22 protein-coding genes and 2 riboswitches are annotated in these 26,699 nt (G+C 28.7%); of the genes, 18 read left to right on the top strand and 4 right to left on the bottom strand.

The genetic code is table 11. The features are described from left to right. Nucleotides 1–89: 89 nt before the first annotated feature. From CRIB_RS11100 to mreB, 3 genes are all read left to right on the top strand, one after another. Nucleotides 90–767: a M23 family metallopeptidase gene (locus CRIB_RS11100; protein WP_180702423.1), complete on the top strand. Its 678-nt coding sequence runs from the start codon at nucleotides 90–92 to the stop codon at nucleotides 765–767. A gap of 140 nt (nucleotides 768–907) precedes the next feature. Further along, nucleotides 908–1,174, top strand: coding sequence for a sporulation transcriptional regulator SpoIIID (gene spoIIID, locus CRIB_RS11095; RefSeq protein WP_180702422.1), 267 nt, complete (start codon nucleotides 908–910; stop codon nucleotides 1,172–1,174). Between the two features lie 97 nt (nucleotides 1,175–1,271). Continuing rightward, nucleotides 1,272–2,291 (top strand): rod shape-determining protein, encoded by a 1,020-nt coding sequence (mreB, locus tag CRIB_RS11090; RefSeq protein ID WP_180702421.1) that lies wholly within the window; start codon nucleotides 1,272–1,274, stop codon nucleotides 2,289–2,291. Between the two features lie 73 nt (nucleotides 2,292–2,364). On the opposite strand, the gene yyaC is transcribed toward mreB, so the two are convergent. Next, nucleotides 2,365–2,874, bottom strand: a complete 510-nt coding sequence (yyaC, locus tag CRIB_RS11085) for a spore protease YyaC (RefSeq protein WP_180702420.1) — start codon at nucleotides 2,872–2,874, stop codon at nucleotides 2,365–2,367. Nucleotides 2,875–3,128: 254 nt separating this feature from the next. Beyond that, nucleotides 3,129–3,233, top strand: a riboswitch (SAM riboswitch). A 132-nt stretch (nucleotides 3,234–3,365) separates the two neighbouring features. On the opposite strand from yyaC, the gene metK reads away from it, so the two are divergent. From metK to tsaD, 13 genes are all read left to right on the top strand, one after another. Continuing rightward, nucleotides 3,366–4,568, top strand: a complete 1,203-nt coding sequence (gene metK / locus CRIB_RS11080) for a methionine adenosyltransferase (RefSeq protein WP_180702419.1) — start codon at nucleotides 3,366–3,368, stop codon at nucleotides 4,566–4,568. A 124-nt stretch (nucleotides 4,569–4,692) separates the two neighbouring features. After that, on the top strand, nucleotides 4,693–6,915 hold the full coding sequence (recD2, locus tag CRIB_RS11075; RefSeq protein WP_180702418.1) for an SF1B family DNA helicase RecD2: 2,223 nt from the start codon (nucleotides 4,693–4,695) through the stop codon (nucleotides 6,913–6,915). Nucleotides 6,916–6,917: 2 nt separating this feature from the next. Beyond that, nucleotides 6,918–7,682: a ComF family protein gene (locus CRIB_RS11070; protein WP_180702417.1), complete on the top strand. Its 765-nt coding sequence runs from the start codon at nucleotides 6,918–6,920 to the stop codon at nucleotides 7,680–7,682. A 727-nt stretch (nucleotides 7,683–8,409) separates the two neighbouring features. Continuing rightward, complete coding sequence (gene hpf, locus CRIB_RS11065) at nucleotides 8,410–8,958, top strand: ribosome hibernation-promoting factor, HPF/YfiA family (RefSeq protein ID WP_180702416.1); 549 nt, start codon at nucleotides 8,410–8,412, stop codon at nucleotides 8,956–8,958. Between the two features lie 136 nt (nucleotides 8,959–9,094). Beyond that, complete coding sequence (secA, locus tag CRIB_RS11060; RefSeq protein ID WP_180702415.1) at nucleotides 9,095–11,764, top strand: preprotein translocase subunit SecA; 2,670 nt, start codon at nucleotides 9,095–9,097, stop codon at nucleotides 11,762–11,764. A gap of 15 nt (nucleotides 11,765–11,779) precedes the next feature. Further along, nucleotides 11,780–12,893 (top strand): peptide chain release factor 2 gene (gene prfB, locus CRIB_RS11055; protein ID WP_180702414.1). Its coding sequence is split into 2 segments (ribosomal slippage): nucleotides 11,780–11,842 and nucleotides 11,844–12,893, totalling 1,113 coding nucleotides; the frame shifts between segments, so codons are not numbered across the junction. 74 nt (nucleotides 12,894–12,967) lie between these two features. Further along, entirely contained in the window at nucleotides 12,968–15,109 is a 2,142-nt protein-coding gene (locus CRIB_RS11050) for a Tex family protein (protein ID WP_180702413.1), read from the top strand. A gap of 20 nt (nucleotides 15,110–15,129) precedes the next feature. Next, complete coding sequence (locus tag CRIB_RS11045) at nucleotides 15,130–16,287, top strand: amidohydrolase (RefSeq protein WP_180702412.1); 1,158 nt, start codon at nucleotides 15,130–15,132, stop codon at nucleotides 16,285–16,287. A 179-nt stretch (nucleotides 16,288–16,466) separates the two neighbouring features. Then, nucleotides 16,467–16,585: riboswitch (FMN riboswitch) on the top strand. 133 nt (nucleotides 16,586–16,718) lie between these two features. Beyond that, nucleotides 16,719–17,336, top strand: coding sequence for an ECF transporter S component (locus CRIB_RS11040; protein WP_180702411.1), 618 nt, complete (start codon nucleotides 16,719–16,721; stop codon nucleotides 17,334–17,336). 604 nt (nucleotides 17,337–17,940) lie between these two features. Then, the gene (gene tsaE, locus CRIB_RS11035; RefSeq protein ID WP_180702410.1) at nucleotides 17,941–18,393 is read left to right on the top strand and encodes a tRNA (adenosine(37)-N6)-threonylcarbamoyltransferase complex ATPase subunit type 1 TsaE; all 453 of its coding nucleotides are present in this window, start codon (nucleotides 17,941–17,943) and stop codon (nucleotides 18,391–18,393) included. Then, nucleotides 18,393–19,109 carry a tRNA (adenosine(37)-N6)-threonylcarbamoyltransferase complex dimerization subunit type 1 TsaB gene (gene tsaB, locus CRIB_RS11030; RefSeq protein ID WP_180702409.1) on the top strand — a complete coding sequence of 239 codons (717 nt, stop codon included), beginning with the start codon at nucleotides 18,393–18,395 and terminating at the stop codon, nucleotides 19,107–19,109. The genes tsaE and tsaB overlap by 1 nt, the downstream gene beginning before the upstream one ends. Continuing rightward, nucleotides 19,099–19,554 (top strand): ribosomal protein S18-alanine N-acetyltransferase, encoded by a 456-nt coding sequence (gene rimI / locus CRIB_RS11025; protein WP_243633527.1) that lies wholly within the window; start codon nucleotides 19,099–19,101, stop codon nucleotides 19,552–19,554. The genes tsaB and rimI overlap by 11 nt, the downstream gene beginning before the upstream one ends. Before the next feature lie 2 nt (nucleotides 19,555–19,556). Then, the gene (gene tsaD, locus CRIB_RS11020) at nucleotides 19,557–20,573 is read left to right on the top strand and encodes a tRNA (adenosine(37)-N6)-threonylcarbamoyltransferase complex transferase subunit TsaD (protein ID WP_180702408.1); all 1,017 of its coding nucleotides are present in this window, start codon (nucleotides 19,557–19,559) and stop codon (nucleotides 20,571–20,573) included. An 88-nt stretch (nucleotides 20,574–20,661) separates the two neighbouring features. On the opposite strand, the gene CRIB_RS11015 is transcribed toward tsaD, so the two are convergent. Both CRIB_RS11015 and CRIB_RS11010 read right to left on the bottom strand, forming a co-directional pair. Beyond that, the gene (locus CRIB_RS11015; protein WP_180702407.1) at nucleotides 20,662–22,038 is read right to left on the bottom strand and encodes an MATE family efflux transporter; all 1,377 of its coding nucleotides are present in this window, start codon (nucleotides 22,036–22,038) and stop codon (nucleotides 20,662–20,664) included. Nucleotides 22,039–22,173: 135 nt separating this feature from the next. Next, nucleotides 22,174–24,087, bottom strand: coding sequence for an ABC-F family ATP-binding cassette domain-containing protein (locus CRIB_RS11010; protein WP_180702406.1), 1,914 nt, complete (start codon nucleotides 24,085–24,087; stop codon nucleotides 22,174–22,176). 124 nt (nucleotides 24,088–24,211) lie between these two features. Between CRIB_RS11010 and CRIB_RS11005 the strand changes: the two genes are divergently transcribed. Then, on the top strand, nucleotides 24,212–24,841 hold the full coding sequence (locus CRIB_RS11005) for a redox-sensing transcriptional repressor Rex (RefSeq protein ID WP_180702405.1): 630 nt from the start codon (nucleotides 24,212–24,214) through the stop codon (nucleotides 24,839–24,841). A 52-nt stretch (nucleotides 24,842–24,893) separates the two neighbouring features. Here the strand turns inward: CRIB_RS11005 and CRIB_RS11000 are convergent, their stop codons facing one another. After that, nucleotides 24,894–25,064 (bottom strand): DUF362 domain-containing protein, encoded by a 171-nt coding sequence (locus CRIB_RS11000; RefSeq protein WP_180702404.1) that lies wholly within the window; start codon nucleotides 25,062–25,064, stop codon nucleotides 24,894–24,896. 169 nt (nucleotides 25,065–25,233) lie between these two features. Here CRIB_RS11000 and CRIB_RS10995 point away from each other — a divergent pair, with 169 nt between their 5' ends. After that, a complete protein-coding gene (locus tag CRIB_RS10995) occupies nucleotides 25,234–26,325 on the top strand; it encodes a CapA family protein (protein ID WP_180702403.1) in 1,092 nt (363 codons plus the stop codon). The last annotated feature ends 374 nt before the right edge of the window (nucleotides 26,326–26,699 follow it).

The raw sequence follows: 26,699 nt of genomic DNA, 5'->3' as shown, positions 1-26,699 counted from the left end.
AACAAAAAAATGTAAAAAAATGATTAAATTGTATAAAATTAGGAAATAAGGCCAACAATACAGATACATAATATATTTGGAGGTGCTGTATGAAGAAAAAACTATTAGAAAAAGATGGTTTTTACTTGGCTTTATTTGTATGTATATGTTTAGTAGCTATTGGTGGGGTTTGGTTTACAAAAAATAATGTAGATGAGTTAACTTCAAATGATTTATTTGTAAATAAGACTAACGAAAATAGCAAAAGAGACGAAGATGAAGTACATTTAATAGAAAAAGAAGCAGAAAAAGACGACTCTATACCTACTTCAACTGGGTCAAAGGAAAACTTAGAAAAAGCCAAAGAAAAACAAGAAAATAAAAGTTCAAAGTTAAGTTTCTTAGGGACTAAAGTTGTTAGAGAATACTCTGAAAAAGAACCAAGTTATTCAAAAACATTAGATTTATGGGAAATACATAAAGGTTTAGATATAAGTGCAGATAAAGGTTATGAAGTAAAATCTCTATTAGATGGAAAAGTAGTTAATGTATTTAAAGATGATAAACATGGAATATCAGTAAAAGTAGAAAGTACTGATAATGTAGTAGTTATATATTCTAACTTAGATGAAAAAACTAATGTTAAAAAAGGACAAGAAGTCACTGAAGGTCAAGTATTAGGTACAGTTGGAAACACTACTTCAGTTGAAAGTGAAGATGGAATACATGTACATGTAGAAGCTTTTAATGGAGAAGAATCTATAGACCCAATGACTCTTATTAAATAAAAATAGTTAGCTTATATTGACAACGATATGTTCGTTACTAAAAAATATAACAGACTTTAATCAAAAATGATTGAGTCTGTTATATTTTTGCTTTAATTCACATATATATCATTAAGGTTAGTATGTGAGGAGGGAATGTAGTGAGGTCTCATATAGAGGAACGAGCAATCGTTGTGGCAAAATATATACTAGAAAAAAATACTACAGTAAGACAAACCGCTAAAACATTTGGTGTGAGTAAAAGTACTATTCACAAGGATGTTACTGAACGATTAGAGGAAATAAATCCAACTCTTGCAAAAGAGGTTAAAATGGTTTTAGAAAAAAATAAATCTGAGAGACATATCAGAGGTGGAATGGCAACAAAACTTAAATATGAAAAAGAAACACAAAAAGATGTAGGGTGATACCTACATCTTTTTCTTGACTTAAATAAAGTTTTTGTATATTTTGTATAAGAGGAGTTAAAAAATGAAGCGATAAGAATAAAAAGGAGTTGAAGAAATGTCTAGGGCAGATATAGGTATAGATTTAGGTACGGCGAATGTACTTGTATATGTTAGTGGAAAAGGAATTGTTCTAGAAGAGCCTTCTGTGGTAGCAATAGATAAGAAAGCTAATTCTGTATTAGCAGTAGGTGAAGAAGCTAGAAGAATGATAGGAAGAACACCAGGGAATATAGTTGCAATAAGACCTTTAAGAGATGGTGTTATATCTGATTATGATGTAACTGAAAAAATGTTAAAATACTTTATAAATAAAGTTGTAGATAAAAAAGGATTTAATAGATTCTTTATGCCTAGAATAATGGTATGTGTTCCTACAGGAGTTACAGAAGTTGAAAAAAGAGCTGTAGAAGAAGCAACGAGACAGGCTGGCGCAAGAGATGTATATATAATAGAAGAGCCTATAGCGGCTGCAATAGGGGCAGGTATAGATATATCTCAACCTCATGGGAATATGGTAATAGATATTGGAGGAGGTACAGCAGATATAGCTGTAATATCTCTAGGTGGAGCTGTAGTAAGTGAGTCTATAAAAATAGGCGGAGATAAATTTGATGAAGCAATAGTAAGATATATGAAAAAACAACATAACCTTTTGATAGGAGAAAGAACTGCAGAAAAAATAAAAATAGAAATAGGTTGTGCATATAAAAGAGAAGAAGAGAAAACTATGAAAATAACCGGTAGAAACTTAATTACTGGATTACCACATGCCATAGAAGTAGCGTCTTCAGAAATGTTAGAAGCTTTAGATGAATGTGCTGAGCAGATTGTGGTTACAGCACATATGGTATTGGAAAAAACACCACCAGAATTAGCTGCAGATATAAGTGATAGAGGGATAATCATGACAGGTGGAGGATCATTATTATACGGTTTAGATAAAAGAATTGAGGAAAGAACAGGTATAAATGTAATTATTGCTAATGACCCATTATCTTGCGTAGCTGCTGGAACAGGAAAGGCTCTCAGTTCAATTGATTTATTAAAATCGAGTGGAACATTTAATAAGAAATAAAATATAAATAAAAAATCCTGCTCTAAATAGAATACTTTATTTAAAGTAGGATTTTTTATTTTTTATATTTACTTTATGTTGAGAGCAAAAGTGATAAAGATATAATTTCAGCTAATTCTAGAATAAAGCTAAGCCTAACACTATTAAATGAAAATCTATTATTTTCATCTATTTTATCTACTATACCTACTATTGAATAGTGTCCTATTTGAGGTAATTTTTTACCTACGCCTTTTCCGGGTAAGATCGGGCCTTCTCTTATTTGTATATTGCCTATACTGTTTTTTGAGCCTAAACACGCATCTATAGCTAGAAAGTTACCTTTTGGATGGGATTTTTTTATATATTCAATAGATTCATATATATTTAAAGCATGGATAGGGTTATCTAATGTACCGTAGACAGGGTATCTAAAGTCACTATTTTTTAACATTGTTCCAACTAAAGGTCCAAGTGCATCACCTATAGCCCTGTCTGTTCCTATACAAACTATAACTGTATTTTCATCGATTACATCTTTGATAATTGAGCTTAATACCTGTACTACATTTTCTTTTTTATAATTTATTTTGGCTAAATACATAAGTCCCCCCTTTCACAAAAAATATATGAAAAACTTATAGAAAAAATACCTATATCTTAGGTTTAACCAGGTAAATTCGATGTGAGAAATTTATATATAATTAATTTATGTTAGATTAAGAACTTACTGGATTTTATAGTATTAAACTAAAACATATAATACTATAAAATAAATTACGATATAATATATTGACATTAGAATAAAAAGGTAGTAATATTTATTGTGTTAATATAAAAATTCAATATTTCTTGATTACCTTATCAAGAGAGGCGGAGGGATAGGCCCTGTGAAGCCCAGCAACCACCCATTAGGGAAAAGGTGCTAAGTCCTACAAGATTTTATATCTTGAGAGATGAGGTTAGTTAATTAATGTATTTATATACGAAAATTAACCTCTTCTTATTAAGAAGAGGTTTTTTTATTTTAAGATACGTATGAGACTAACCGCCTTATATTGATATATACATGAGAAATTTTAAGGAGGATTAATTATGGCAAGACATTTATTTACATCAGAATCAGTAACAGAAGGACACCCAGATAAAATATGTGATCAAATATCAGATTCAATACTAGATGCATTATTAGAAAAAGACCCGCATGCTAGAGTTGCTTGTGAGACAACAGTAACAACAGGGTTAGTATTAGTAGCAGGAGAAATAAGTACTAACACTTATGTTGATATACCAAAATTAGTAAGAAAAACAGTAAAAGATATTGGATATGATAGAGCTAAGTATGGATTTGACTGCGATACTTGTGCTGTTATAACTTCTATAGATGAGCAATCAGGAGATATAGCAATGGGTGTTGATGAAGCTTTAGAGAATAAAAAAGGTGAAGTAACTGAAGATGAAATAGAAAAAATAGGAGCTGGAGATCAAGGTATAATGTTTGGTTTTGCTTGTAACGAAACAGAAGAATTAATGCCAATGCCAATATCGTTAGCTCATAAGTTATCTAGAAGATTAACAGAAGTTAGAAAAAATGGAACTTTAGAGTACTTAAGACCTGATGGAAAAACTCAAGTAACAGTTGAGTATGATGGAGATAAAGTAGTTAGAGTTCATACTATACTTATATCAACTCAACATGGAGAAGAGGTTGATAATGAAACAATAAGAAGAGATTTAATTGAACATGTAATAAAAGCCGTTATACCTTCAGAATTACTTGATGAAGAAACTATAATATACATAAACCCAACAGGGAGATTCGTTATAGGAGGTCCTCAAGGAGATACAGGTCTTACAGGAAGAAAAATAATAATAGATACTTACGGAGGATACTCTAGACATGGTGGAGGAGCATTCTCAGGAAAAGACCCTACAAAAGTTGATAGATCAGCTGCATATGCTGCAAGATATGTAGCTAAAAATATAGTTGCTGCAGGACTTGCAGATAAGTGTGAGATAGAACTAGCTTACGCGATAGGTGTTGCTAAACCATTATCAATATTCATAGATACTTTTGGAACAGGAAAAGTTTCAGAAGATAAACTAGTTGAATTAGTTAATAAAAACTTTGATTTAAGACCAGGTGCAATAATAAGAGACTTAGACTTAAGAAAGCCAATATACAAGCAAGTAGCTGCTTATGGACACTTTGGAAGATGTGATATAGACCTACCATGGGAAAGAACTGATAAAGCAGAAATATTAAAGAAAGAAGCAATAGAAGAATTAACTTATTAATTATAATTTATATAAACCCCTTAGAGTAAATTTACTTTAAGGGGTGATTTTATTTATTATAAAAGGTATAATAATTACGACTTAAGTGAAGCATAGAAATAGTAATTATTGTAGGAGAATAAATATGGAAAGAATAGAAGGAATGATAAGTGACATAGTATTTAAAAATGAAGATAATGGATATACTATAGCTCACTTAGCTAACTCGGACAATGAGATTGTTATAGTAGGATGTATGCCCACTTTATCAGTAGGAGAGAGTATTGAAGTAGAAGGTAAGTGGGTAAATCATAAAACGTATGGAACACAATTTGAAGTAAATAAATTTATGCCTGTAACTCCATCTTCTCTAGAGGGAATATATGTATACCTATCATCAGGAATGATACATGGTATAGGAGAGAAAATGGCTAAAAGGATAGTAGATAAGTTTGGAGTAGACACTTTAAACATAATACAAAATGCTCCTGAAAGGCTAAAGGAAGTAGATGGCATTGGAAGTAAGAAAATAAACCAAATAGTAAAGAGTTACGAGGAAAATAGAGAACTTAGAAATATTATAATCGAGCTATCACCATATGGAATTTCTCCAAACTACTGTATGAGAATATATAAAAAATATAAAAATAAAGCAATTAAAATAATAAATGAAAATCCATATAAGTTAGCAGAGGATATAAGAGGAATTGGATTCAAAATAGCAGATAATATTGCTAATAAGATAGGTATCGAAAAAGACTCTAAAGATAGAGTATCACAAGGAATCTTATACACGCTAAATCAATCATTAGGAAATGGACACACCTATCTTCCAAAGAATATTCTTTTGCAAGAAGCATCAAAATTACTAGAAGTAGAATTTACAATAATAGAAGAATGTATAATATCATTAGCATATGATCAAAAAGTTCATATAGAAAAAGTTAATGGAGAGCAACTAGTTTATCTAATACCATATTATTTATCTGAAAATGGAGTTTGTAAACAAATAATAAAATTAGCACAGTTTGAATTTGAAAACTTAAATATAGATATAGAAGAAGAAATTAAGTATGTAGAGGAAGAAAATAATATAAAGTTAGCACAAAATCAATCATTAGCAGTAAAAGAAGCTATAGAAAATGGAGTAGTTATAATTACAGGTGGACCTGGGACTGGTAAGACTACTACTATAAATACAATAATCAAAATATTTGAAAATAATAAAAAAGAAGTCATACTAGCAGCTCCAACAGGAAGAGCTGCTAAAAGGATGAGTGAGACATCAGGAAAGGAAGCAAAAACTATACATAGATTACTGGAAATGGGATATGCAACAGACAGTGAAGAATTACAGTTTATGAAAAATGAGGAAGATCCTATAGCTGCAGATGTAATAATTATAGATGAAGTATCTATGGTAGATATCTTACTTATGTATAGTTTACTTAGAGCTATAAAACCAGGAACCAGAGTTATATTAGTTGGAGATAGCGACCAGCTACCATCAGTAGGTGCAGGAAATGTTTTAAAAGATATGATTGAGTCAAATGTAATAAATGTAGTTAGATTAAATGAGATATTTAGACAAGCTAGAGAGAGCATGATAGTAGTAAATGCTCATAAAATAAACAAAGGAGAACCATTGTTTTTAAATAGCAAAGGTAAAGACTTTTTCTTTTTAAGAAAAGGTACTAACGAAGAAGTTATGCAAGAAATTATAGGACTAGTAAATGAGAGGCTTCCAAAATTTTATAAACTAGATAAATTAAAAGATATACAAATACTTTCATCTATGAGAAAAGGTGATTTAGGTGTGACAAACTTAAATAATGAATTACAAAAATATTTAAATCCACCTCAGAAATTTAAAGTAGAGGAAAATTTTCAAAAGCGTATATTTAGAGTAGGCGATAAAGTTATGCAGATAAAAAATAACTATACGAAAAAATGGGAAAATGAAGATAAAAGTGATAGTGGTGAAGGTATATACAATGGAGATATAGGATATATTTATCATATTGATAAAGATAATAAAAAAATTTATGTTTTATTTGATCAAATAAAAATTGTAGATTATGGATATGATGAATTAGATGAGCTAGATCATAGTTTTTGTACTACTATACATAAAAGTCAAGGAAGTGAGTTTCCTGTAGTAGTTATACCTATAACATGGGCTCCCCCAATGTTACTTAGTAGAAATTTACTATATACAGCTGTAACAAGAGCTAAAAAACTAGTTGTATTAGTTGGAGATGTAAAGTACTTAGAATATATGATAAAAAACAATAGAATTAATGATAGATATTCTAACTTATCATATAAATTAAATAAATTTAGAGAAGAAGGATTATTGATAAAATAAATATGATACCAAATATTTTTAATGATTTGATTAATGTATTTTTAGACTTCTTATATCCAGAAAATATAAGCTGTATATTATGCAATAGTCCAATAAGTAAAAATACTGTATACTCTATGTGTAAAAGTTGCTTTAATAATATAAATTTCATATTAGATGGATGTATTAAATGTGGAAAGCCTATAATCAATTATTCTTTAGAGGAACAAAGTATAGATGGTTGTAGTTATTGTTTAAACAAAGGATTTTATTTTGATAAAGTAATATCTTGTGTGGAGTATACAGAAATTAGTAAAAAAATAATTTTTGGATTGAAGTATAACAATAAAACTTATTTAAGTAAATATATATCAATTATAATGAAAGAGAAATTAGAGTTAGAAAATGTTAAATTTGATTATATATTATTTGTTCCATTACATAAAAAAAGATTAAGAAAAAGAGGATTTAATCAAGCTGAAAAGATAGCTGATAATCTAAGTAAGATAATAAATATACCTGTTATAGACTGCATAGGGAGAAGATATAATACAAGAAGATTATATAAACTAGGTAAAGAAGATAGAGTTAATGAACTAAAAAATGCATTTATAATAAAAAATAATATAATGAATTTAAAAAATAAAAATGTATTGCTTGTAGATGATATATTTACAACAGGTTCAACGGTTAATGAAATATCAAAGGTTTTAAAAATAAATGGTGTAAATAAAATTGTTGTGGCTACTTTTTTAACTAGAGCAGATACATCTTATACTACTATGTAATTTACTATTGACATATTTTATTTAAAATATTAAAATAGATTAGTAATATTTAGGTCTGTGGTTGAAAGTCCAAGCCAGTCGCAGGCAAAGGGATCCACGTAAGTCAACACTAAAAATTGGGTTGATGATCATGGTGCGGCTTAGAAGTAAGACCTACCGATACAAAATCGAGAGAGCTAGTAGTGCGGCAAACCCAAGCGAACCCTCCAGTAGGCGAGTGTGGGGTCAAAAACCAGGTCAGCTAAATATTCAAAAGTACCTTTTATGGGTGCTTTTTTTTTGCAAAAATTGGATTTTATAAATAATATTAGTAGAGTTTTAGTTATAGAAATATTTTGAACAATAAATTCACTTAATGTGTGCATAAGAGTATATCCTTCACGACATTAGTGTAAATAATTTTATTTTTAATATTAAATTTTGACATAAATACACAAATTAATAACAATTCAAGTTGAAATGTGTGGATAGATAGAATGTTAAAAATAGCTAAAAATACACAAAAACAAGACTTATTAACAATTTTATCCACATTATCAACATATATATTAGTGAATAATAATCCACATTGTTAACAGTTATTATTAAATTAAATAAATATTTATTTAGTTGAATATATTAAATTATAAAAGCTAACAATAAAATAAAAGGTTTTATAACAGATATATAGAATATAAAAAATAAAGTATAAATATTTATACTGGTATAACTGAAGGGAGATGTTCTTATGAATATAATAATATCTGGAAAACAAATGGATTTAACAGATGGAATAAAAAATGCCATAGAAGAGAAATTAGGAAGATTGGATTTCTACCTTCATCCAGCAACAGATGTAAAGGTTACAGTAAGCGCTAAAAAATCAAGACAAAAAGTAGAAGTTACAATAATACCTATAAGTGGACCGATAATAAGAGCAGAAGATATAGAAGAAAATTTATATGCAGCTATAGATGTGGTATATGATAAATTAAATAAGCAGTTAAGAAAATATAAAAAGAGACTACAAGATAGACATCAATCAAATGAAAGTATAAGATTTGATGCAATAGAAGATATAGAAGAAAGTGATTATTCTTTAAACGAAGATAACTTAGATATAGTAATAGAAAGAACTAAGAGATTTGGTGTAAAACCAATGAGCCCGGAAGAAGCTGTTTTACAAATGGATTTATCAGAGCATGATTTTTATATGTTTAAGAATTCAAACTCAGATGGTATATCTATAGTATATAGACGTAAAAATGGTGGATATGGATTAATAGAATCTGAATAATAAAGTATAAATAATTATAAGAGCTATTGATAAATTTAATTGTCGATAGCTTTTTTTGAGCAAATAATATTACATAGAGTATTTTTATGGTAAAATATATAGATATTATACAAATGCGCGAGGAGAGATTTTAAACATGGGTTTTTTAGATAATTTATTTAATATGGCAGATAAAAAAGAGCTAAAAAAATTCAACAGAATAGTTGATAGTATAGATTCATTAGAGCCTAAATTTGAATCTATGTCAGATAAAGATCTTAAAGATATGACAAATGTATTTAAAGATAGATTAGCAAATGGAGAAACATTAGATGATATTTTACCAGAAGCTTTCGCTGTTGTAAGGGAGGCATCTAAAAGAGTATTAGGAATGAGACACTATAGAGTTCAACTTATAGGTGGTATAGTTCTTCATCAAGGTAGAATAGCTGAAATGAAAACAGGGGAAGGGAAAACATTAGTTGCTACAGCTCCAGTTTACTTAAATGCTCTTACAGGTAAAGGTGTACATGTCGTTACAGTAAATGATTACCTAGCAAAGCGTGATAAAGAACAAATGAGAAAAGTATATGAGTTCTTAGGTATGACTGTTGGAGTAATAGTTCATGGTCAAGATCCGCATACAAGACGTGAACAATATCAATGTGACATAACTTATGGTACAAATAATGAATACGGATTTGATTATTTAAAAGATAACATGGTAATTCATAAAGAACAAATGGTTCAAAGAGAATTAAACTATGCGATAGTAGATGAGGTTGACTCAATACTTGTTGATGAAGCAAGAACTCCTCTTATAATATCTGGACCTGGAGATAAATCTACTCATTTATACTCAGATGCTAATACATTCATATTAACATTAAAGCCAGATAATTATGAAATAGATGAAAAACAAAAATCAGTTTCTTTAACTGATTCAGGTATACAAAAAGCAGAAGTTTATTTTAATGTTGAAAATATAACAGATATATCTCAGATGGAGTTATACCATCATATAAATCAAGCATTAAAAGCTCATACAATAATGAAGAAAGATGTTGATTATGTAACTAAAGATGGAGAAATAGTAATAGTTGATGAATTTACAGGAAGACTTATGTTTGGTAGAAGATATTCAGAAGGATTACATCAAGCTATTGAAGCTAAAGAAGGTTTAAGAATACAAAGAGAGTCTAAAACTTTAGCGACTGTAACATTCCAAAATTATTTTAGAATGTACAATAAGCTTGCAGGTATGACTGGTACTGCTAAAACTGAAGAAGAAGAGTTCAAAGCTATATATAAAATGGATGTAGTTCAAATTCCTACAAATAAAAGAGTACAAAGAGAAGATTTATCAGATGCAGTTTATAAAAATGTAGTTGGTAAATTTAATGCAGTTGTTGAAGATATAATAGAAAGACATAAAAATAATCAACCTATACTTGTAGGGACTGTATCAATAGAAAATTCTGAATTAATATCTCAATTATTAAAGAGAAGAGGAGTAAAACATGAAGTATTAAATGCTAAGTATCATGATAAAGAAGCTGAAATAATAGCTCAAGCTGGTAGATTAGGTGCCGTTACTATAGCAACTAATATGGCAGGTCGTGGTACAGATATAGTACTAGGGGGGAACCCAACATTCTTAACTAAAAAAGAAATGAAGAAGTTAGGATATGATGAAAGTGTAATAAATAAAGTAGACTCTTCTTTAGAAGGAATGGATAGAGAAGGTAATGAAGAATTATTTGCTGCTAGAGAAAAATATGAAGAATTATATAAAAAATATAAAGAAGAAACAAAAGCTGAGCAAGAAGAAGTTATGAAAGCTGGAGGTCTTGCTATAATAGGTACAGAAAGACATGAATCTAGAAGAATTGATAATCAGTTAAGAGGACGTGCTGGTCGTCAAGGAGATCCAGGTAGTTCAAGATTCTATATATCTTTAGAGGACGATCTTATGAGATTGTTTGGAAGTGAAAGAATATCTGGTATAGTAGAAAAAATAGGTCTTGAGGAAGATATGCCTATAGAACATAAAATGTTAACTAAGTCTATTGAAGGTGCTCAAAAGAAAGTAGAAGGTAGAAACTTTGGAATAAGAAAGCACGTACTTCAATATGATGATGTTATGAATAAACAAAGAGAAATAATATATGCTGAAAGAAGACGTGTTCTTGAAGGTGAAAACTTACAAGAGCAAATAGAAAATATGATTCATTCTTTAATAGAAGAAGGTGTTATGTCATATTCTCAAGATAGTTTTGATGCTGATAGATTCGTAGAATACATGTATAACTTATTTATGCCAAGAGGAAGTATAGAAGCTTCTGATATAGAAAATCTTAAAACAGAAGAAGTTATAGAAAAAGTTTATGAAATAACTATGAAGATATACAATGGAAAAGAAGAAAGAATAGGATCAGATAGAATGAGAGAAGTAGAAAGAGTTATACTTCTTCAATCAGTTGATAACCATTGGATAGATCATATAGATGCTATGGATCAATTACGTCAAGGTATAGGTCTTCGTGCAATAGGTCAACAAGACCCTGTAATAGCATATACTGATGAAGGATTTAATATGTTCAATGAAATGAATGCTCATATAAAAGAAGACACTATAAAATACTTATTCAATATAACTATAGAAGAACCAGTTGAAAGAAAGCAAGTTATAGATGTTGACCATTTATCATCTAATGTAGATGAAGAGTCTGATAATAAAACTGTTAAAAAAGAAGAAAGCATCGGACGAAATGATGATTGTCCATGTGGTAGTGGTAAAAAGTATAAAAAATGTTGTGGAAGATAATTTTGGAGGACCAAAATGTTAAATATACAAGAATATAGAAATAGCATGGAGCATATGACTTCAAATATAGAAGAATTGAGGGATTCTCTTTGACATTGCTTCATTATTAATTAAGATAAAAGAAAATGAAGAGAAAATGAATCATCAAGAGTTCTGGAATGATAATGAGTTAGCTCAAAAAGTTCTACAAGAAAACAAAGGTTTAAAAGAAACTATAGAAGAGTACAACCAATTAAAGGAATCTTTAGAAGAGATAGACGTATTAATTGAAATAGGCTTAGAAGAAAGCGATGATTCAATAGAAAAAGAAATAGAAAAATCTATATCAAATCTTGAAAAAGAAATTGATATGGTTAGAATAAAAACTCTTTTAAGTGGAGATTATGACAAGAATAATGCGATACTATCTATAAATGCAGGAACAGGTGGACTTGATGCTCAAGATTGGGCCCAAATGTTACTTAGAATGTATATAAGATGGGCAGAAGCTAAAGGATATAAAGTTAAAACATTAGATTTACTTTCAGATCCAGAAGCAGGAATAAAAAGTGCAACACTTCATATAGAAGGGCTTAATGCTTATGGATACTTAAAAAGTGAAAAAGGAGTTCATCGTATTGTTAGGATATCTCCTTTTGACCCTTCTGGAAAAAGACATACATCTTTTGCATCTATAGATGTTATACCAGAATTGGATGATAGTATAAACATAGATATAAATCCAGCAGATTTAAAAATAGATACCTATAGGGCATCTGGAGCAGGAGGTCAGCATGTAAATACTACAGACTCAGCTGTAAGGATAACTCATATCCCTACAGGTGTAGTTGTACAGTGTCAAAATGAAAGATCTCAACATAAAAATAAAGATACTGCTATGAAGATGCTTATGGCTAAACTTATAGAATTAAAAGAGCTTGAACAAAAAGAGAAAATTGAGGATATACAAGGAAAGTATTCTCAAATAACTTGGGGAAGCCAAATAAGATCATATGTATTCCAACCATATAAGCTTGTAAAAGATCATAGAACAAATGCTGAAATTGGAAATGTAGATAGTGTTATGGATGGAAACTTAGATTTATTTATAAATGAGTATTTAAAAATGAATAAGTCTAAAAATAGTTAAAATAGGGGCTTGAGAATTTAATTCTCAAGCCTTATTTAAAAAGTATAAATTTAAACGAAAGAAGAGTGGGTTTTATGAATATAAATGATATTCTAAAAAAGGAATTTAATCTTAGAGATGAACAAATAAATAATACAATAAAGCTTATAGATGAGGGAAATACTATACCGTTTATAGCTAGATATAGAAAAGAAATGACAGGGGAAATGAGTGACGTTACCTTGAGAGCTTTTTATGATAAATTAATATATTTAAGGAATCTTCAAAGTAGAAAAGATGATGTAATAAGAATAATAGAAGAACAGGGAAAGCTTACGCCTGAAATAAAAGTAAATGTAGAAAAGGCTAATACACTTCAAGAAGTAGAAGATATATATGCGCCATATAAACAAAAGAAAAGAACTAGAGCAACTATTGCGAAAGAGAGAGGTTTAGAACAATTAGCTTTAGATTTATTAAATCAAAATATAAAAAATATAAATGAAGAATCATCAAAATACATAAATGAAGAAAAAGAAGTTAATTCAACAGAAGATGCTATAAAAGGAACTATGGATATAATAGCTGAAATAGTTTCTGATGATGCTAAAATAAGAAAATATATAAGAGAGCTTGCGTTAAGAGAAGGTGTAATAGTAACTAAAAATTCAAAGGAAGAAAAATCAGTTTATGATATGTATTATGATTATAGTGAGTCAGTAAGAACTATAGCACCACATAGAGTATTAGCAATAAACAGAGGAGAAAAAGAGGATTTCTTAAAAGTAAAAGTAGAAATCAATAATGAAAAAGTAATAAACTACATAATAAATGAATATGTAAATGATAAGAATTTAAAAAATAAAGAAGTAATAGTTAGTGCAATAGAAGATTCATACAAGAGATTAATTTTCCCATCAATTGAAAGAGAAATAAGAAATACCCTTACTGAAAATGCACAAGAAAGAGCGATAAGTGTATTTGGAAAAAATGTAAAAAGTTTATTACTTCAAGCACCAGTAAAAGATAAGGTTGTTATGGGATTTGACCCTGCATTTAGAACAGGATGTAAGATAGCTGTAGTTGATAAAAATGGTAAATTATTAGATACTACAACTGTTTATCCAACAGAGCCACAAAATAAAGTAGAAGAATCAAAAAAAGAATTAAAAGCACTAATTGAAAAATACAATATAGATATAATAGCTATAGGAAATGGTACAGCTTCAAGAGAATCAGAAAAGTTTGTGTCAGATATGATAAAAGAGATAGACAGAGAAGTTCAATACATAATAGTTAGTGAAGCAGGTGCATCAGTTTACTCTGCATCAGAACTTGCAAATGAAGAACATCCGGATATAAATGTATCTTTAAGAGGGGCTATATCTATAGCAAGAAGATTACAAGACCCACTAGCTGAACTTGTAAAAATAGACCCTAAAAGTATAGGTGTAGGTCAATATCAACATGACTTAAATCAAAAGAAATTAGAGGGTGTATTAGATGGAGTTGTAGAAGATTCGGTAAATAGTGTTGGAGTAGACTTAAATACAGCATCATATTCTTTATTAGAGCATATAGCAGGTATAAGCAAAACTATAGCTAAGAATATAGTAGCTTACAGAGAAGAAAATGGAGACTTTACTTCAAGAGCTCAAATTAAGAAAGTAAAAAGACTTGGACCACAAGCATTTACTCAATGTGCAGGATTTATGAGAATTGAAGGAGCTAAAAATCCTTTAGATAATACTGGAGTACATCCAGAAAGCTATGATATATGTAAAAATATGTTAGATATACTTGGATACTCATTGTCTGATGTTGAAAATAAAAATATAACAGATATTGATTCTAAAGTTGAAGCTATAGGTATGAAAGAATTAAGCAATAAACTTCAAGTTGGAGAGGTTACTTTAAAAGACATAATAGCTGAAATAAAAAAGCCAGGAAGAGACCCTAGAGAAGAAGGAATAAAGCCTATATTAAGAACTGATGTATTAAAGATAGAAGATATCAAAGAAGGAATGATATTAAAAGGAACGATAAGAAATGTTGTTGACTTTGGTGCATTTGTTGATATTGGGATAAAAAATGATGGATTAGTACATAAATCTGAAATGAGTAAAGGATATGTAAAAGACCCTATGACTATTGTTACAGTGGGAGATATAGTTGACGTAAAAGTTATAGGAGTTGACATGAATAAAAAGAGAGTAGCTTTATCTATGAAAATATAGTTAAAGCAAAGGAGATTAAGATGATATTTATAAAAAATGGAACAATTAATACAATTACCAATGGAATAATAAAAGGTGATATTTTAATAGAAGATAAAAAAATAAAAGCAATAGGGGAAAATTTAGAAATACCTCAAGATGCTAAAGTAATAGATGCAGAGGGAAATTTAGTTTTTCCTGGATTTATAGATGCACATACTCATTTAGGATTATGGGAAGATGGTATGGGATTTGAAGGTGCTGATGGAAATGAAGAAACAGATCCTATAACTCCGCACCTTAATCCTATAGATGGTATAAATCCTATGGATAATACATTCAAAGAGGCTAGAGAAGGCGGAATTACGTCAGTATGTACTACACCTGGAAGTGCAAATGTAATGGGTGGAGAATGTATAGCTATAAAAACATATGGAAAAAGAATAGATAAAATGATTATAAAAAATCCTGTTGCATCAAAAATAGCTTTTGGAGAAAATCCGAAATCTTGTTATGGTAGAGATGAAAAAATGCCACAAACGAGAATGGCAATAGCAGCCCTTTTAAGAGAGCATTTAAAGAAAGCTGAAGAGTATCTAGAGCAAATTGAGTTATACATGGAACATGAAGATCATGACAAACCAGAATATGATATGAAAATGGAATGTTTATTACCTGTTTTAAGAGGAGAGATACCTTTTAAAGTTCATGCACATAGAGCTGATGATATTTTTACAGCTATAAGAATAGCAAAAGAATTTGATATAAAGCTTACATTAGATCACTGTACAGAAGGGCATTTAATAGCTGATGAACTTGCAGAAGAAGGATATCCGGTAATTGTTGGACCATCTTTATCAGAAAGATCTAAAATAGAGTTAAGAAATTTAACTTTCGATACTCCAGGTATACTTTCAAATGAAGGATTACAAGTGTCTTTAATGACAGATCACCCAGTAATACCGGTACAATATTTACCTGTATGCGCAGGGATAGCTGTAAAGCATGGAATGAAAAAAGAGAAAGCATTAGAAGCAATAACTATAAATCCAGCTAAAACCTTAGGTATAGATGAAAGAGTTGGGTCGATAGAAATTGGTAAAGATGCAGACATAGTTATATGGGATAATGACCCATTTGAATTACAAAGTAACGTATTACTTACTATAATAGATGGAAAAATTGTATACGAAAAATAGTTTTTTAGATTATAAATGTTACGAGATACTTTATTAAAATTTTATTAAAGTGAGATTATGAATATATTTTGATTATATGAAGTGATTTACCAACAAATATTTCAAGTTAAGCAAAATTTTTATTGAAAATTTTCGATTACTTTATTACTATATAAATATAAGGAAAATTAAATAGCGAGAAAGATCTTCGGGGCAGGGTGTAATTCCCTACCGGCGGTATAGCCCGCGAGCTACTTATGTAGCATGATTTGGTGAAATTCCAAAGCCGACAGTATAGTCTGGATGAGAGAAGAATAGTGAATTTTTTGTAATGAATATTTCTATACATTTTATGTATATTATATAACTTGTGCTCAAAAAATAAGCTCGAAGATAGATCTCTTCGAGCTTTTATTTTTCCCTAATAAATTAAAATTAGGAGGAGTGCGAAAATGCAACAAACTATGAAAAGTACTAAATTTTTAACAGTATCAACACTAGTAAAAATATCAATATTATCGGCAATTGGATATATACTTATGTTTATATCAGTGCCATTACCTATGTTATTTCCTGAATTTCTAAAAATAGATATATCAGATTTGACAGCATTATTAGGTGGAATATCATTAGGACCTATGGCAGGGGTTACTATAGCATTTCTTAAAAATTTACTTCAATTTATAACAGGTATGTCAACTACAGGTGGAGTTGGAGAATTTGCTAACTTCTTAATAGGAGGTTCATTTGTTTTTACAGTTTCATATATATATTCTAAAAAAAGAAATATACAAGGAGTTATTATAGGTCTTGTAAGTGGAATGGTAGTAATGACAGTGGTAGGATGTGTAGCAAACTATTTTATAATATTACCTTTCTATGCAACAATAGGATGGTCAATAGATGCAGTAGTTTCTATGGGAGCAGCTATAAACCCCGTTATAGATAGTAAAATGAGTTTTGTAATATGGATGATAGCTCCATTTAATATATTAAAATCTGGGTTAATGTCTTTATTAACATTACCGATGTATAAGAAAACAGAAAAAATTTTAAATAGAGTTAAGTAATGAAATACCAAGTGCTTTTATAAGTACTTGGTATTTTTTTACGTACAAGGAAATTATGATATGGAATTTTTTAAGGATAATCTATAAATATAAATTTAAAAGCACTTACTTTCCGATAGTAAGTGCTTTAGGGGGAATAAGGAATATTTTAATTTGGGGGAGTAAATATCCCTTGTATCTTAAGTATGGTCACATAAGTGGAATTATATACATAGTTTAATAAAAATTTTTAAAATTATATAATTAACAGCAGAAAGTATATATTATTGAATAAATAAATTTTCTCAATGATACGCAGCTCAAGATAATTTAAAAAAAGAAATAGCCCATATATATACTATAGGCATAAAAATTTATTTAAAAAGGGTTTAGGAATATAGAGAAAATAAAAAAGGTCTTTAAATATATATCAATATCTTAAAAAATCTTTATGGTTTTATTCAACTTATATTTTTGATTAAATAGTAGTCAATTTATATCGAAAAGTTAACAATAACATGAACATAAACTAGAAGTACTTTATAATAATAAAATGTTATACTATAATAATATCTAGTTGATAATTATATTAAAGAAGACTCGTAATTTAATGGAGATGAAAATAATGGTTAAAATATATTTAGAAGATGAAAGTAAAACTAAAGAAATCGGATATAAATTAGGAAATTTACTAAGACCAGGAAGTGTAATATGCCTAATTGGAGATTTAGGTGCAGGAAAGACTACAATGACTCAAAGCCTTGCTAAAGCACTAGAGGTAGATGATTATATAACGAGCCCTACATTTACAATAGTAAATGAATATGAAGGAAAAATGCCTTTATATCATTTCGATGTATATAGAATTGGTAGTAGTGATGAAATGTATGATATAGGGTATGAAGAGTATATAAATGGTGAAGGTGTATGCATCATAGAATGGGCAAACTTAATAGAAGATATACTTCCAGATGAATATTTACACATAGAGTTAAAATATAAAGATATGTCTAGAGAAATGATATTAAATCCAGTTGGAGAAAAATACGAAAAAATAGTTGAGGAGCTGACAAAATAATGAAGGTTTTAGGTATAGATACATCTTCACTAGCTACAAGTGTAGCAGTTATAGAAGATAATAAATTAATATGTGAATATACAATAAACACTAAAAAAACTCATTCTCAAAAACTTATGCCAATGATAGAGAATATGCTAAATATAAGTGATTTAAATATAAATGAAATAGATTTAATAGCAGTATGTGAAGGTCCTGGATCATTTACAGGATTAAGAATAGCTATGGCTACTGCTAAAGCTATAGCACATGTAAACAATCTACCTATAGTAGGAGTAAACTCAGTAGAGTTATTATCAGGAAATATGAACTTATGTGATAAAAAGGTATGTTCTATATTAGATGCGCAAAGAACTCAAGTTTATATGGGTCAATATAAATTTGAAAATAATAAGTTAGTTGAGTTAAAAGGTGTAGATGTAGTTGAAATAGATGAACTTATAGAAGAATTAAAAAATACTAATGAAGAATGGATTATAGTTGGAGAAGCTGTATATAAATATGAAGATAAACTTAAGGATATATCTAATATACATATACCAGCACCATCTCATAATGTAAGTAGGGCTAGTAGCTTATGTTCAATAGCAATAGATAAATATAATAACAATATAGATGTTTATGATTGTTACAGCATAAATCCATTATACATAAGAAAATCTCAAGCAGAAGTTCAATATGATGAAAAAATGAAGAGGTTAAATGATGGAAAATAATATAGTAATAGAGCAAATGACATCTAAAGATATTGATGGCGTTTTTGAAGTTGAAAAAAATTGTTTTGAACATCATTGGTCTAAGGATGCGTTTAAAAAAGAACTGAACAATGAAGTAGCAAGATACTTAGTAGCAAAAACAGATGGAAAAGTTGTTGGATATGTTGGTATATGGTTCGTAATGGATGAAGGTCATATTACTAATGTAGCTGTTCACAGTGATTATAGAGGAAGAAAAATCGGAGATAAATTAGTACAAGCTTTAGTTAATCTTTGCAGAGAAAATAATATAGTATCAATGACATTAGAAGTTAGAGTTTCTAATATAGTAGCACAAAATCTTTATAAAAAATATGGATTTAAGCTGGCTGGAATAAGAAAAGAATATTATAGCGACAATAAAGAGGATGCCATGATAATGTGGAATGATATAAAGGTGGTGTAAATATGAAAGATATAATAACATTAGCTGTAGAGAGTAGTTGCGACGAAACATCTGTTGCAATTTTAAAAAATGGAAGAGAAGTTTTATCAAATATAATAAATACTCAAGTCGATTTACATAAAAAATTTGGAGGAGTAGTACCAGAAGTTGCATCAAGAAAACACATAGAAAATATAGATGTTGTATTACAAGAAGCTTTAGATAAAGCTAATATCACATTAAATGACGTAGATCATATTGCAGTAACTTATGGACCGGGATTAGTTGGTGCATTATTAGTTGGATTATCACATGCAAAAGCACTTGCATTTACTTTAAATAAACCTTTAGTTGGAGTTAATCATATAGAAGGTCATGTAAGTGCAAACTATATAGAACACAAAGATTTAAAACCACCATTTATAACATTAATAGTATCTGGAGGTCACACGCACTTAGTAGAAGTAAAAGATTATGGAGAGTATGAAATATTAGGTAGAACAAGAGATGATGCATCTGGAGAAGCATTTGATAAGATAGCTAGATCTATGGGATTAGGATATCCAGGTGGGCCTATAGTAGATAGATTAGCTAAGGAAGGTAATAAAAATGCGATAGACTTTCCAAGAGCGTATTTAGATGAAGGATATGATTTTAGTTTTAGTGGATTAAAATCAGCAGTTTTAAATTACTTAAATGCTAAGAAAATGAAAAATGAAGAAATAGTTGTTGAAGATGTTTGTGCATCTTTCCAAGAGGCTGTTGTTGAAGTATTATCCAAAAAAGCTATAAAAGCAGCTAAGGAAAAGGGATATAATACTATAACGCTTGCTGGAGGAGTTGCATGTAACTCAGCGCTTAGAGATAAACTTACTGAATTAGGTAAACAAAATAATATAGATATAAAATATCCATCTCCAGTTTTATGCACAGATAATGCAGCAATGATAGGTTGTGCAGGATATTATAGTTACATTAATGGAAGAAGAGATGATATGAGTTTAAATGCTGTTCCAAATTTAAGAATAGGGCAGAAGTAAGATAAAGTTGAGATAATATTAAGACAAAATCAATATATTAGAAGTATTTTAAAAGCCTATATCTTAAACTTAAGATATAGGCTTTATTTTAATTCATTTCTTTAACAATATTATTAGCCCATTTTTTAGATAACGCTCTTGGTACACCGAATATAAATTTAACTATCTCTTCAGAATAGCTAAGAAGTACTAAAATATATATAGGAGCACCTTTGAAAGCTGCTAAAAAAGTAAGAGGTATAGAAACAAACCACATACATCCTAATTCTAGGTATAAAGAATACTTTGTATCCCCACCGCTTCTTAATATACCTATTACAATAAGAGTATTAAATGCTCTTAAAGCTAACATTACACCCATTATAAAGAATATCTTTGTCATATCAGGAGCTAAATCACTTGAGACACTAAACATTTTTAATAAAAGTGGGATATTTAATATTAACAAACCACCGCAAAGTAGTCCTACTATAACTACTAATCGAGAGAACTTTTTAGCATAAGTTAGGGCAGTATCTATTCTATCAGCACCTAGTTCATTACCTAACATAATAGATGCACCAATACCGATACATACAGAAGTTATAATAAAGAAATTACCTGTGCTTGTAGCTATTTGACTAGCAGCTATTGCAGAAGTACCAGCCTTTGAATAAGCCACAGAATATAAAATTGTTCCAATTGCCCATGTAGTATCATTTATAAATACAGGCAAACTTTTAGATATAAAAGTATTCATAAAATTTTTGTCTATAAGTTTAAAATCCTTGAAAGTAAACTTTAATACATAATCCTTTTTTATAAAATATACATAGCTAACTATTAAAGTAAATTCAACAATTCTAGCTATTACAGTAGCTAATGCTGCACCTTTGACCCCTAAAGTAGGAAATCCAAGGTTACCAAAGATTAAACAATAGTTTAATCCAATATTAACTATTAAAGCTATAGAACTACATATCATACCAAGTTTTGGATTTCTGACACTTCTAGAGCCCATACTAAATACAGTACTAATTGCTATAATTGGATAGCAAAATACTATTATACTAAAATATTCTTTGCATAACCTAACAACTTCAGAGTCTTTAGAGAAAATATTTATAATATTAGTTGGGAATATTGTTGCTAGAAATACAAATATAACACTAAGTCCAACTGATAATAAAACAGTGAAGCTAGTAGTCTTTTTTATATTATATATATCATTTTTCCCATAAAATTGAGATATAAATACTCCTGCACCACCAACTATTCCTGATAATGCCATATTAAATAAAAAGAAATATTGATTTGCAACACCTATTGAAGCTACAGATACTTCACCTAAACTACTTATCATAACAGTATCTATTATATTTACAGATGTAGATATAAGTTGTTGTATTATTATGGGGATACATAAGGAAATAAGTAATTTATAAAATCTTTTATTATTATCATTTAATGAAAATAAACACTCCATTTGTTCACCTCTTTGTATAAAATTTTTATGATATAAATAATAACATAATAATGCTATTGTGTAACTATATAAAGATTGTAATAATAAAAAGAATCTTGGAATAATTTTATACTATTATTTCAAGATTCTTTTATACTACATCAGAGATTCCCATTCTTCATAAAGTGCTGATAGTTTTTCTTCTAAACTAGCTTTTTGCTGACTAACATCTTTAGATTTTTCTGGATTAGAGTAAACTTCTTCTTGACATAAAAGTACATCCATTTCTTCTATCTTAGCTTCAGTTTCTTCTATTTCTTTTTCTATATTTTGACGTTTGACCCTATTTTTTTTCTCGGCTTCTCTTTGTTCTCTTTCTTTTCTTTTTTCTTCTTTAAGTTGAGTTTTTGTTTTTTCTTCTATTACTTCGATAGTATTCATTTCTTGAATTTGTTTTTTCTTTTCTATATAGTAATCATAATTTCCAAGATACTCAGTAATTCCATTTTCATCTAAAACTAATACTTTATCTACGACGGTATTTAAGAAATATCTATCATGAGAGATTGTAAATATAGTTCCTGTATAGCCAGATAGTGCTTCTTCAAGAACTTCCTTAGAATCTATATCCAAGTGATTTGTAGGCTCGTCTAGCAATAATAAGTTTGCGTTAGATAATATAAGTTTAAGTATAGCTACTCTAGCTCTTTCACCACCACTTAAAGTTGATATTTTTTTAAAGACATCTTCACCTTCAAATAAAAATGCACCTAACATACTTCTTAAAGTAGTTTGTGTTAATTGTTTGTTATCTTCCCAAATTTCATCAATGATAGTATTATCTAGATTAAGCGTTTTTTGTTCTTGGTGAAAATAAGATACGTTAACATTAGTTCCAAATTTTATATCCCCAGATAAAGGAACAATCTCATTCATAATTATTTTAAATAAAGTTGATTTTCCAATACCATTAGCACCTATAAGGGCAACTTTTTCTCCTCGGTATATATCTAAATTAAGATCTTTAAATAAAATTCTTTCTCCATACCCCATAGATACATTTCTTAATTGTAAAACATCATTTCCACTAGTAACAGAAGGGTTAAATTCGATTCTAGCTTTTTTTCTATAAGCTTCAGGTTTATCTAATACATCAACTTTTGCTAAAGCTTTTTCTTTACTTCGAGCTCTTTTTAAATGCTTTTCTCGACCAAAAGCTTTAAGTCTTTCTATTGATTCTTCTTGTTTCTTTATATCCTTTTGTTGGTCTTCAAATTTCTTTAATTCTAACTCTTTTTCTATAGCCGAAGCTTCAATAAAATCAGAATAATTACCATTGTAAGTTTTTAATTTTTTATTATGAATTTCGAAAATTCTATTTACAACTTGATCTAAGAAATATCTATCATGTGAAATTAAAATTACAGTACCTTTATATTGCTTTAAGAAAACCTCTAACCACTCTATAGCTTCCGAATCAAGGTGGTTAGTAGGTTCATCTAATAAAAGTAAAGTAGGTTTCTTTAAAAGAAGTTTACCTAATAAAACTCTAGTTTTCTCTCCTCCAGAAAGAATGCTAATAGGTTTATCCATATCTTCATCACTAAAACCTAATCCTTTTAAGACGCCTTTTGCTTCTGATTTATATCCGTATCCATTCATATCAGAAAATGCTTCTAACTTATTAGAATATTCATTCATAAGTTTTTCTAGAGTAGTAGAGTTTGCATTAGAACTTTCTTCAGAAATTTTGTGCTCTAAATTTCTTAAATATTTCTCCATCTCTATTACATCTTTAAAAACTTCAAGAACTTCTTCAAAGATTGTATTTTCAGAATGGAAATTTGTATTTTGCTCTAAATATCCAATTTCACAATCTTTAGAAGTATATATATCTCCACTATCATAACCATATATTCCAGAAATTATTTTAAATAGAGTAGTTTTTCCCGTACCATTAACTCCAATTATACCGATTTTATCGTACTCATTCACTGTGAAATTTACGTTTTCTAGTATAGAATCTATTCCAAAACTTTTATTTAAGTTATTACATGACAAAACAATCATAAATTTCTACCTCCTTAAACTACCTAAAATTATAATGTTTTGGTATAATATAATCAAGGATATATATTTTTTGTTTTGGGAAACATAAAGAAATAGTAAAAATTAACCATTAGGAGGTGAGAATATGGCAGAGAAAAATATATCTATGGCAGTAATAAGAAGATTACCTAAATATCATAGATACTTAGGAGATTTATTAGATAAAGAGGTTCATAGAATATCTTCTAAAGAATTAAGTGATATAATAGGATTTACAGCATCTCAAATCAGACAAGATTTAAATAATTTTGGAGGGTTTGGGCAACAAGGATATGGATATAATGTAGAAGCTCTACACAATGAGATTGGAAATATATTAGGGCTTAATAAAATATATAATGCAGTACTTGTAGGAGCTGGAAATCTTGGTCAAGCAATAGCTAACTATGCTGGATTTAGAAAAGCGGGATTTGAAATTAAAGCATTATTTGATGCTAACCCTAGAATGATCGGATTAAAAATAAGGGATTTTGAAGTATTAGACTCAGAAAACTTAGAATCTTTTGTGAAAGAGAATAATATTGATATAGCTATATTATGTATACCTAAAAATGGAGCACAAGATGTTGTTGATAGATTAATAAACGCAGGGATAAAAGGAATTTGGAATTTTGCACCTGTAGATTTAGAAGTTCCTAAAGGTGTTATAGTAGAAAATGTAAACTTAACAGAAAGTTTATTTACATTATCATACTTAATGAAAGAAAATGAATAAATAAAAAGCTATCTTCATGTAGATTTCTACATTAAGATAGCTTTTTTATTTATTATTCTGGTTGAGGAGCGTCAACAGGACAAACTCCTGCACAAGAACCACATTCTATACAAGTGTTTGCATCTATAACGTATTTGTCATCTCCTGCAGATATACATTCAACAGGACATTCAGCTTCGCAAGCACCACAGCTTATACAAGCATCGTTTATCATGTAAGCCATTACACAATTCCCCCTTATCATAAGTTTAATATAATTATATCAAAAAAAGAATTTATTTACAATTAATTTGTTGAACATATAATAGAATAATTTTTTATTATAGAGTTATTGCTTTACTAAAAAAACAAAAATTATTATACTTAATAAGTGTTATTAATGGGGGGAGATTATGAGAAGAAAATATAATAGAAAAAGGGTTTTTTTAGTTGCTAGCATATTAGTAATTATATTAATTTTATTATTTACATCATTAGGTAAAATTTTCAATATAATAAAAGATCATGTAGAATTAGATTCTAATATAGAAAAAGTAAATCAAGACATTGAAAAGACTGTGGAGAAAAAAAGTATAACTATAAGCTTTGCAGGTGATGTTACAATGGGTAACTATAAAGGTTCTTCATACTATGGAACTTTTGATAATGAATTCCAAAATAGGGATGGAGATTTTGACTACTTTTTTGAAAATGTGAAAGATATATTTATTAATGATGATTTGAGTGTGGTAAATTTAGAAGGGCCTCTAACAACTGCACAAAATGCTAAAGTGAAAAAATTTGCATTTAAAGGTGATCCATCTTATGTAAACATACTAAAGAGTGGAAATATAGAAGCGGTAACTCTTGCTAACAATCACTCTGATGATTATTTTGAAGAAGGAATTGAGGATACAAAATTTATATTAGATGAGAATAATATAAAATATTTTGGATTAGGAGAAAAAGCTATAATAGAAACGAATGGAATTAAGGTGGGACTTTTAGGGTATAATGGTTGGTTGGAAAATTATACTAAAGAGAATTTAGGGGCTATGAAAAGTGATATAGAATCAATGAAAAAAGAAGCAGATATGGTAGCTGTATACTTTCATTGGGGAATAGAAAAATCATATACTCCAAATCAAACTCAAAAAGATTTTGCGTATGATGCGATAGATTATGGTAGCGATTTAGTTGTAGGTTCACATCCTCATGTATTGCAGGGTATTGAAGAATATAAGGGAAAATATATAGCATATAGTCTAGGAAATTTTTGCTTTGGTGGAAATAAAAACCCAAGAGATAAGGACTCTATGATATATCAACAAACATTCAACTTTGAAAATAATAAATTAGTAAGTATAGATATTCCCAATGTTATACCTTGTTCTATATCGTCAACAAAATCTAGAAATGATTATAAGCCAATTATTTTGCAAGGATCAGAAGGTGAAAGAATTTTAAATAAAATAAAAGGTATAAGTGAAGATTTAAATAAATAAAAGAAGGGTTGTTTTGCCGTTCTAATTCTGTTAATAAATAGCATCTTTTCTAAATGAAAGATGCTATTTGCTTATAATTGATTAAAAATATGTATATATAATTATGGACATGAATAATCTTATAAAAGATATAAGTAATAGCGTTTAAAAATTATCGTTAGGGCGTCTTTTGTATAATTTATAATATTAATATGAATTTTAATTTTAAAAAATAATTAATTTTAGACATAAAAAACACATAAATGTGGAATTTATGTTACTAAATGACTCAAGACCCATAAATATCTTTACTTATAGGCATAAATGATATATAATAATTATTAAAGAATGTATTTTTAGGTGATACATTGGATAAAATAATTAATTTAATTAAT

Origin of the sequence: Romboutsia ilealis (assembly GCF_900015215.1) — a bacterium.
Classification (GTDB): Bacteria; Bacillota; Clostridia; order Peptostreptococcales; family Peptostreptococcaceae; genus Romboutsia; species Romboutsia ilealis.
This window is presented reverse-complemented; position numbering and strand designations above follow the sequence as displayed.

Excerpts from the sequence above, each read along its gene's own strand:
- CRIB_RS11100 (WP_180702423.1), top strand. The coding sequence starts at position 90 with ATGAAGAAAAAACTATTAGAAAAAGATGGTTTTTACTTGGCTTTATTT.
- mreB (WP_180702421.1), top strand. The coding sequence starts at position 1,272 with ATGTCTAGGGCAGATATAGGTATAGATTTAGGTACGGCGAATGTACTT.
- yyaC (WP_180702420.1), bottom strand. The coding sequence starts at position 2,874 with ATGTATTTAGCCAAAATAAATTATAAAAAAGAAAATGTAGTACAGGTA.
- metK (WP_180702419.1), top strand. The coding sequence starts at position 3,366 with ATGGCAAGACATTTATTTACATCAGAATCAGTAACAGAAGGACACCCA.
- recD2 (WP_180702418.1), top strand. The coding sequence starts at position 4,693 with ATGGAAAGAATAGAAGGAATGATAAGTGACATAGTATTTAAAAATGAA.
- CRIB_RS11070 (WP_180702417.1), top strand. The coding sequence starts at position 6,918 with ATGATACCAAATATTTTTAATGATTTGATTAATGTATTTTTAGACTTC.
- hpf (WP_180702416.1), top strand. The coding sequence starts at position 8,410 with ATGAATATAATAATATCTGGAAAACAAATGGATTTAACAGATGGAATA.
- secA (WP_180702415.1), top strand. The coding sequence starts at position 9,095 with ATGGGTTTTTTAGATAATTTATTTAATATGGCAGATAAAAAAGAGCTA.
- CRIB_RS11050 (WP_180702413.1), top strand. The coding sequence starts at position 12,968 with ATGAATATAAATGATATTCTAAAAAAGGAATTTAATCTTAGAGATGAA.
- CRIB_RS11045 (WP_180702412.1), top strand. The coding sequence starts at position 15,130 with ATGATATTTATAAAAAATGGAACAATTAATACAATTACCAATGGAATA.
- CRIB_RS11040 (WP_180702411.1), top strand. The coding sequence starts at position 16,719 with ATGCAACAAACTATGAAAAGTACTAAATTTTTAACAGTATCAACACTA.
- tsaE (WP_180702410.1), top strand. The coding sequence starts at position 17,941 with ATGGTTAAAATATATTTAGAAGATGAAAGTAAAACTAAAGAAATCGGA.
- tsaB (WP_180702409.1), top strand. The coding sequence starts at position 18,393 with ATGAAGGTTTTAGGTATAGATACATCTTCACTAGCTACAAGTGTAGCA.
- rimI (WP_243633527.1), top strand. The coding sequence starts at position 19,099 with ATGGAAAATAATATAGTAATAGAGCAAATGACATCTAAAGATATTGAT.
- tsaD (WP_180702408.1), top strand. The coding sequence starts at position 19,557 with ATGAAAGATATAATAACATTAGCTGTAGAGAGTAGTTGCGACGAAACA.
- CRIB_RS11015 (WP_180702407.1), bottom strand. The coding sequence starts at position 22,038 with ATGGAGTGTTTATTTTCATTAAATGATAATAATAAAAGATTTTATAAA.
- CRIB_RS11010 (WP_180702406.1), bottom strand. The coding sequence starts at position 24,087 with ATGATTGTTTTGTCATGTAATAACTTAAATAAAAGTTTTGGAATAGAT.
- CRIB_RS11005 (WP_180702405.1), top strand. The coding sequence starts at position 24,212 with ATGGCAGAGAAAAATATATCTATGGCAGTAATAAGAAGATTACCTAAA.
- CRIB_RS11000 (WP_180702404.1), bottom strand. The coding sequence starts at position 25,064 with ATGGCTTACATGATAAACGATGCTTGTATAAGCTGTGGTGCTTGCGAA.
- CRIB_RS10995 (WP_180702403.1), top strand. The coding sequence starts at position 25,234 with ATGAGAAGAAAATATAATAGAAAAAGGGTTTTTTTAGTTGCTAGCATA.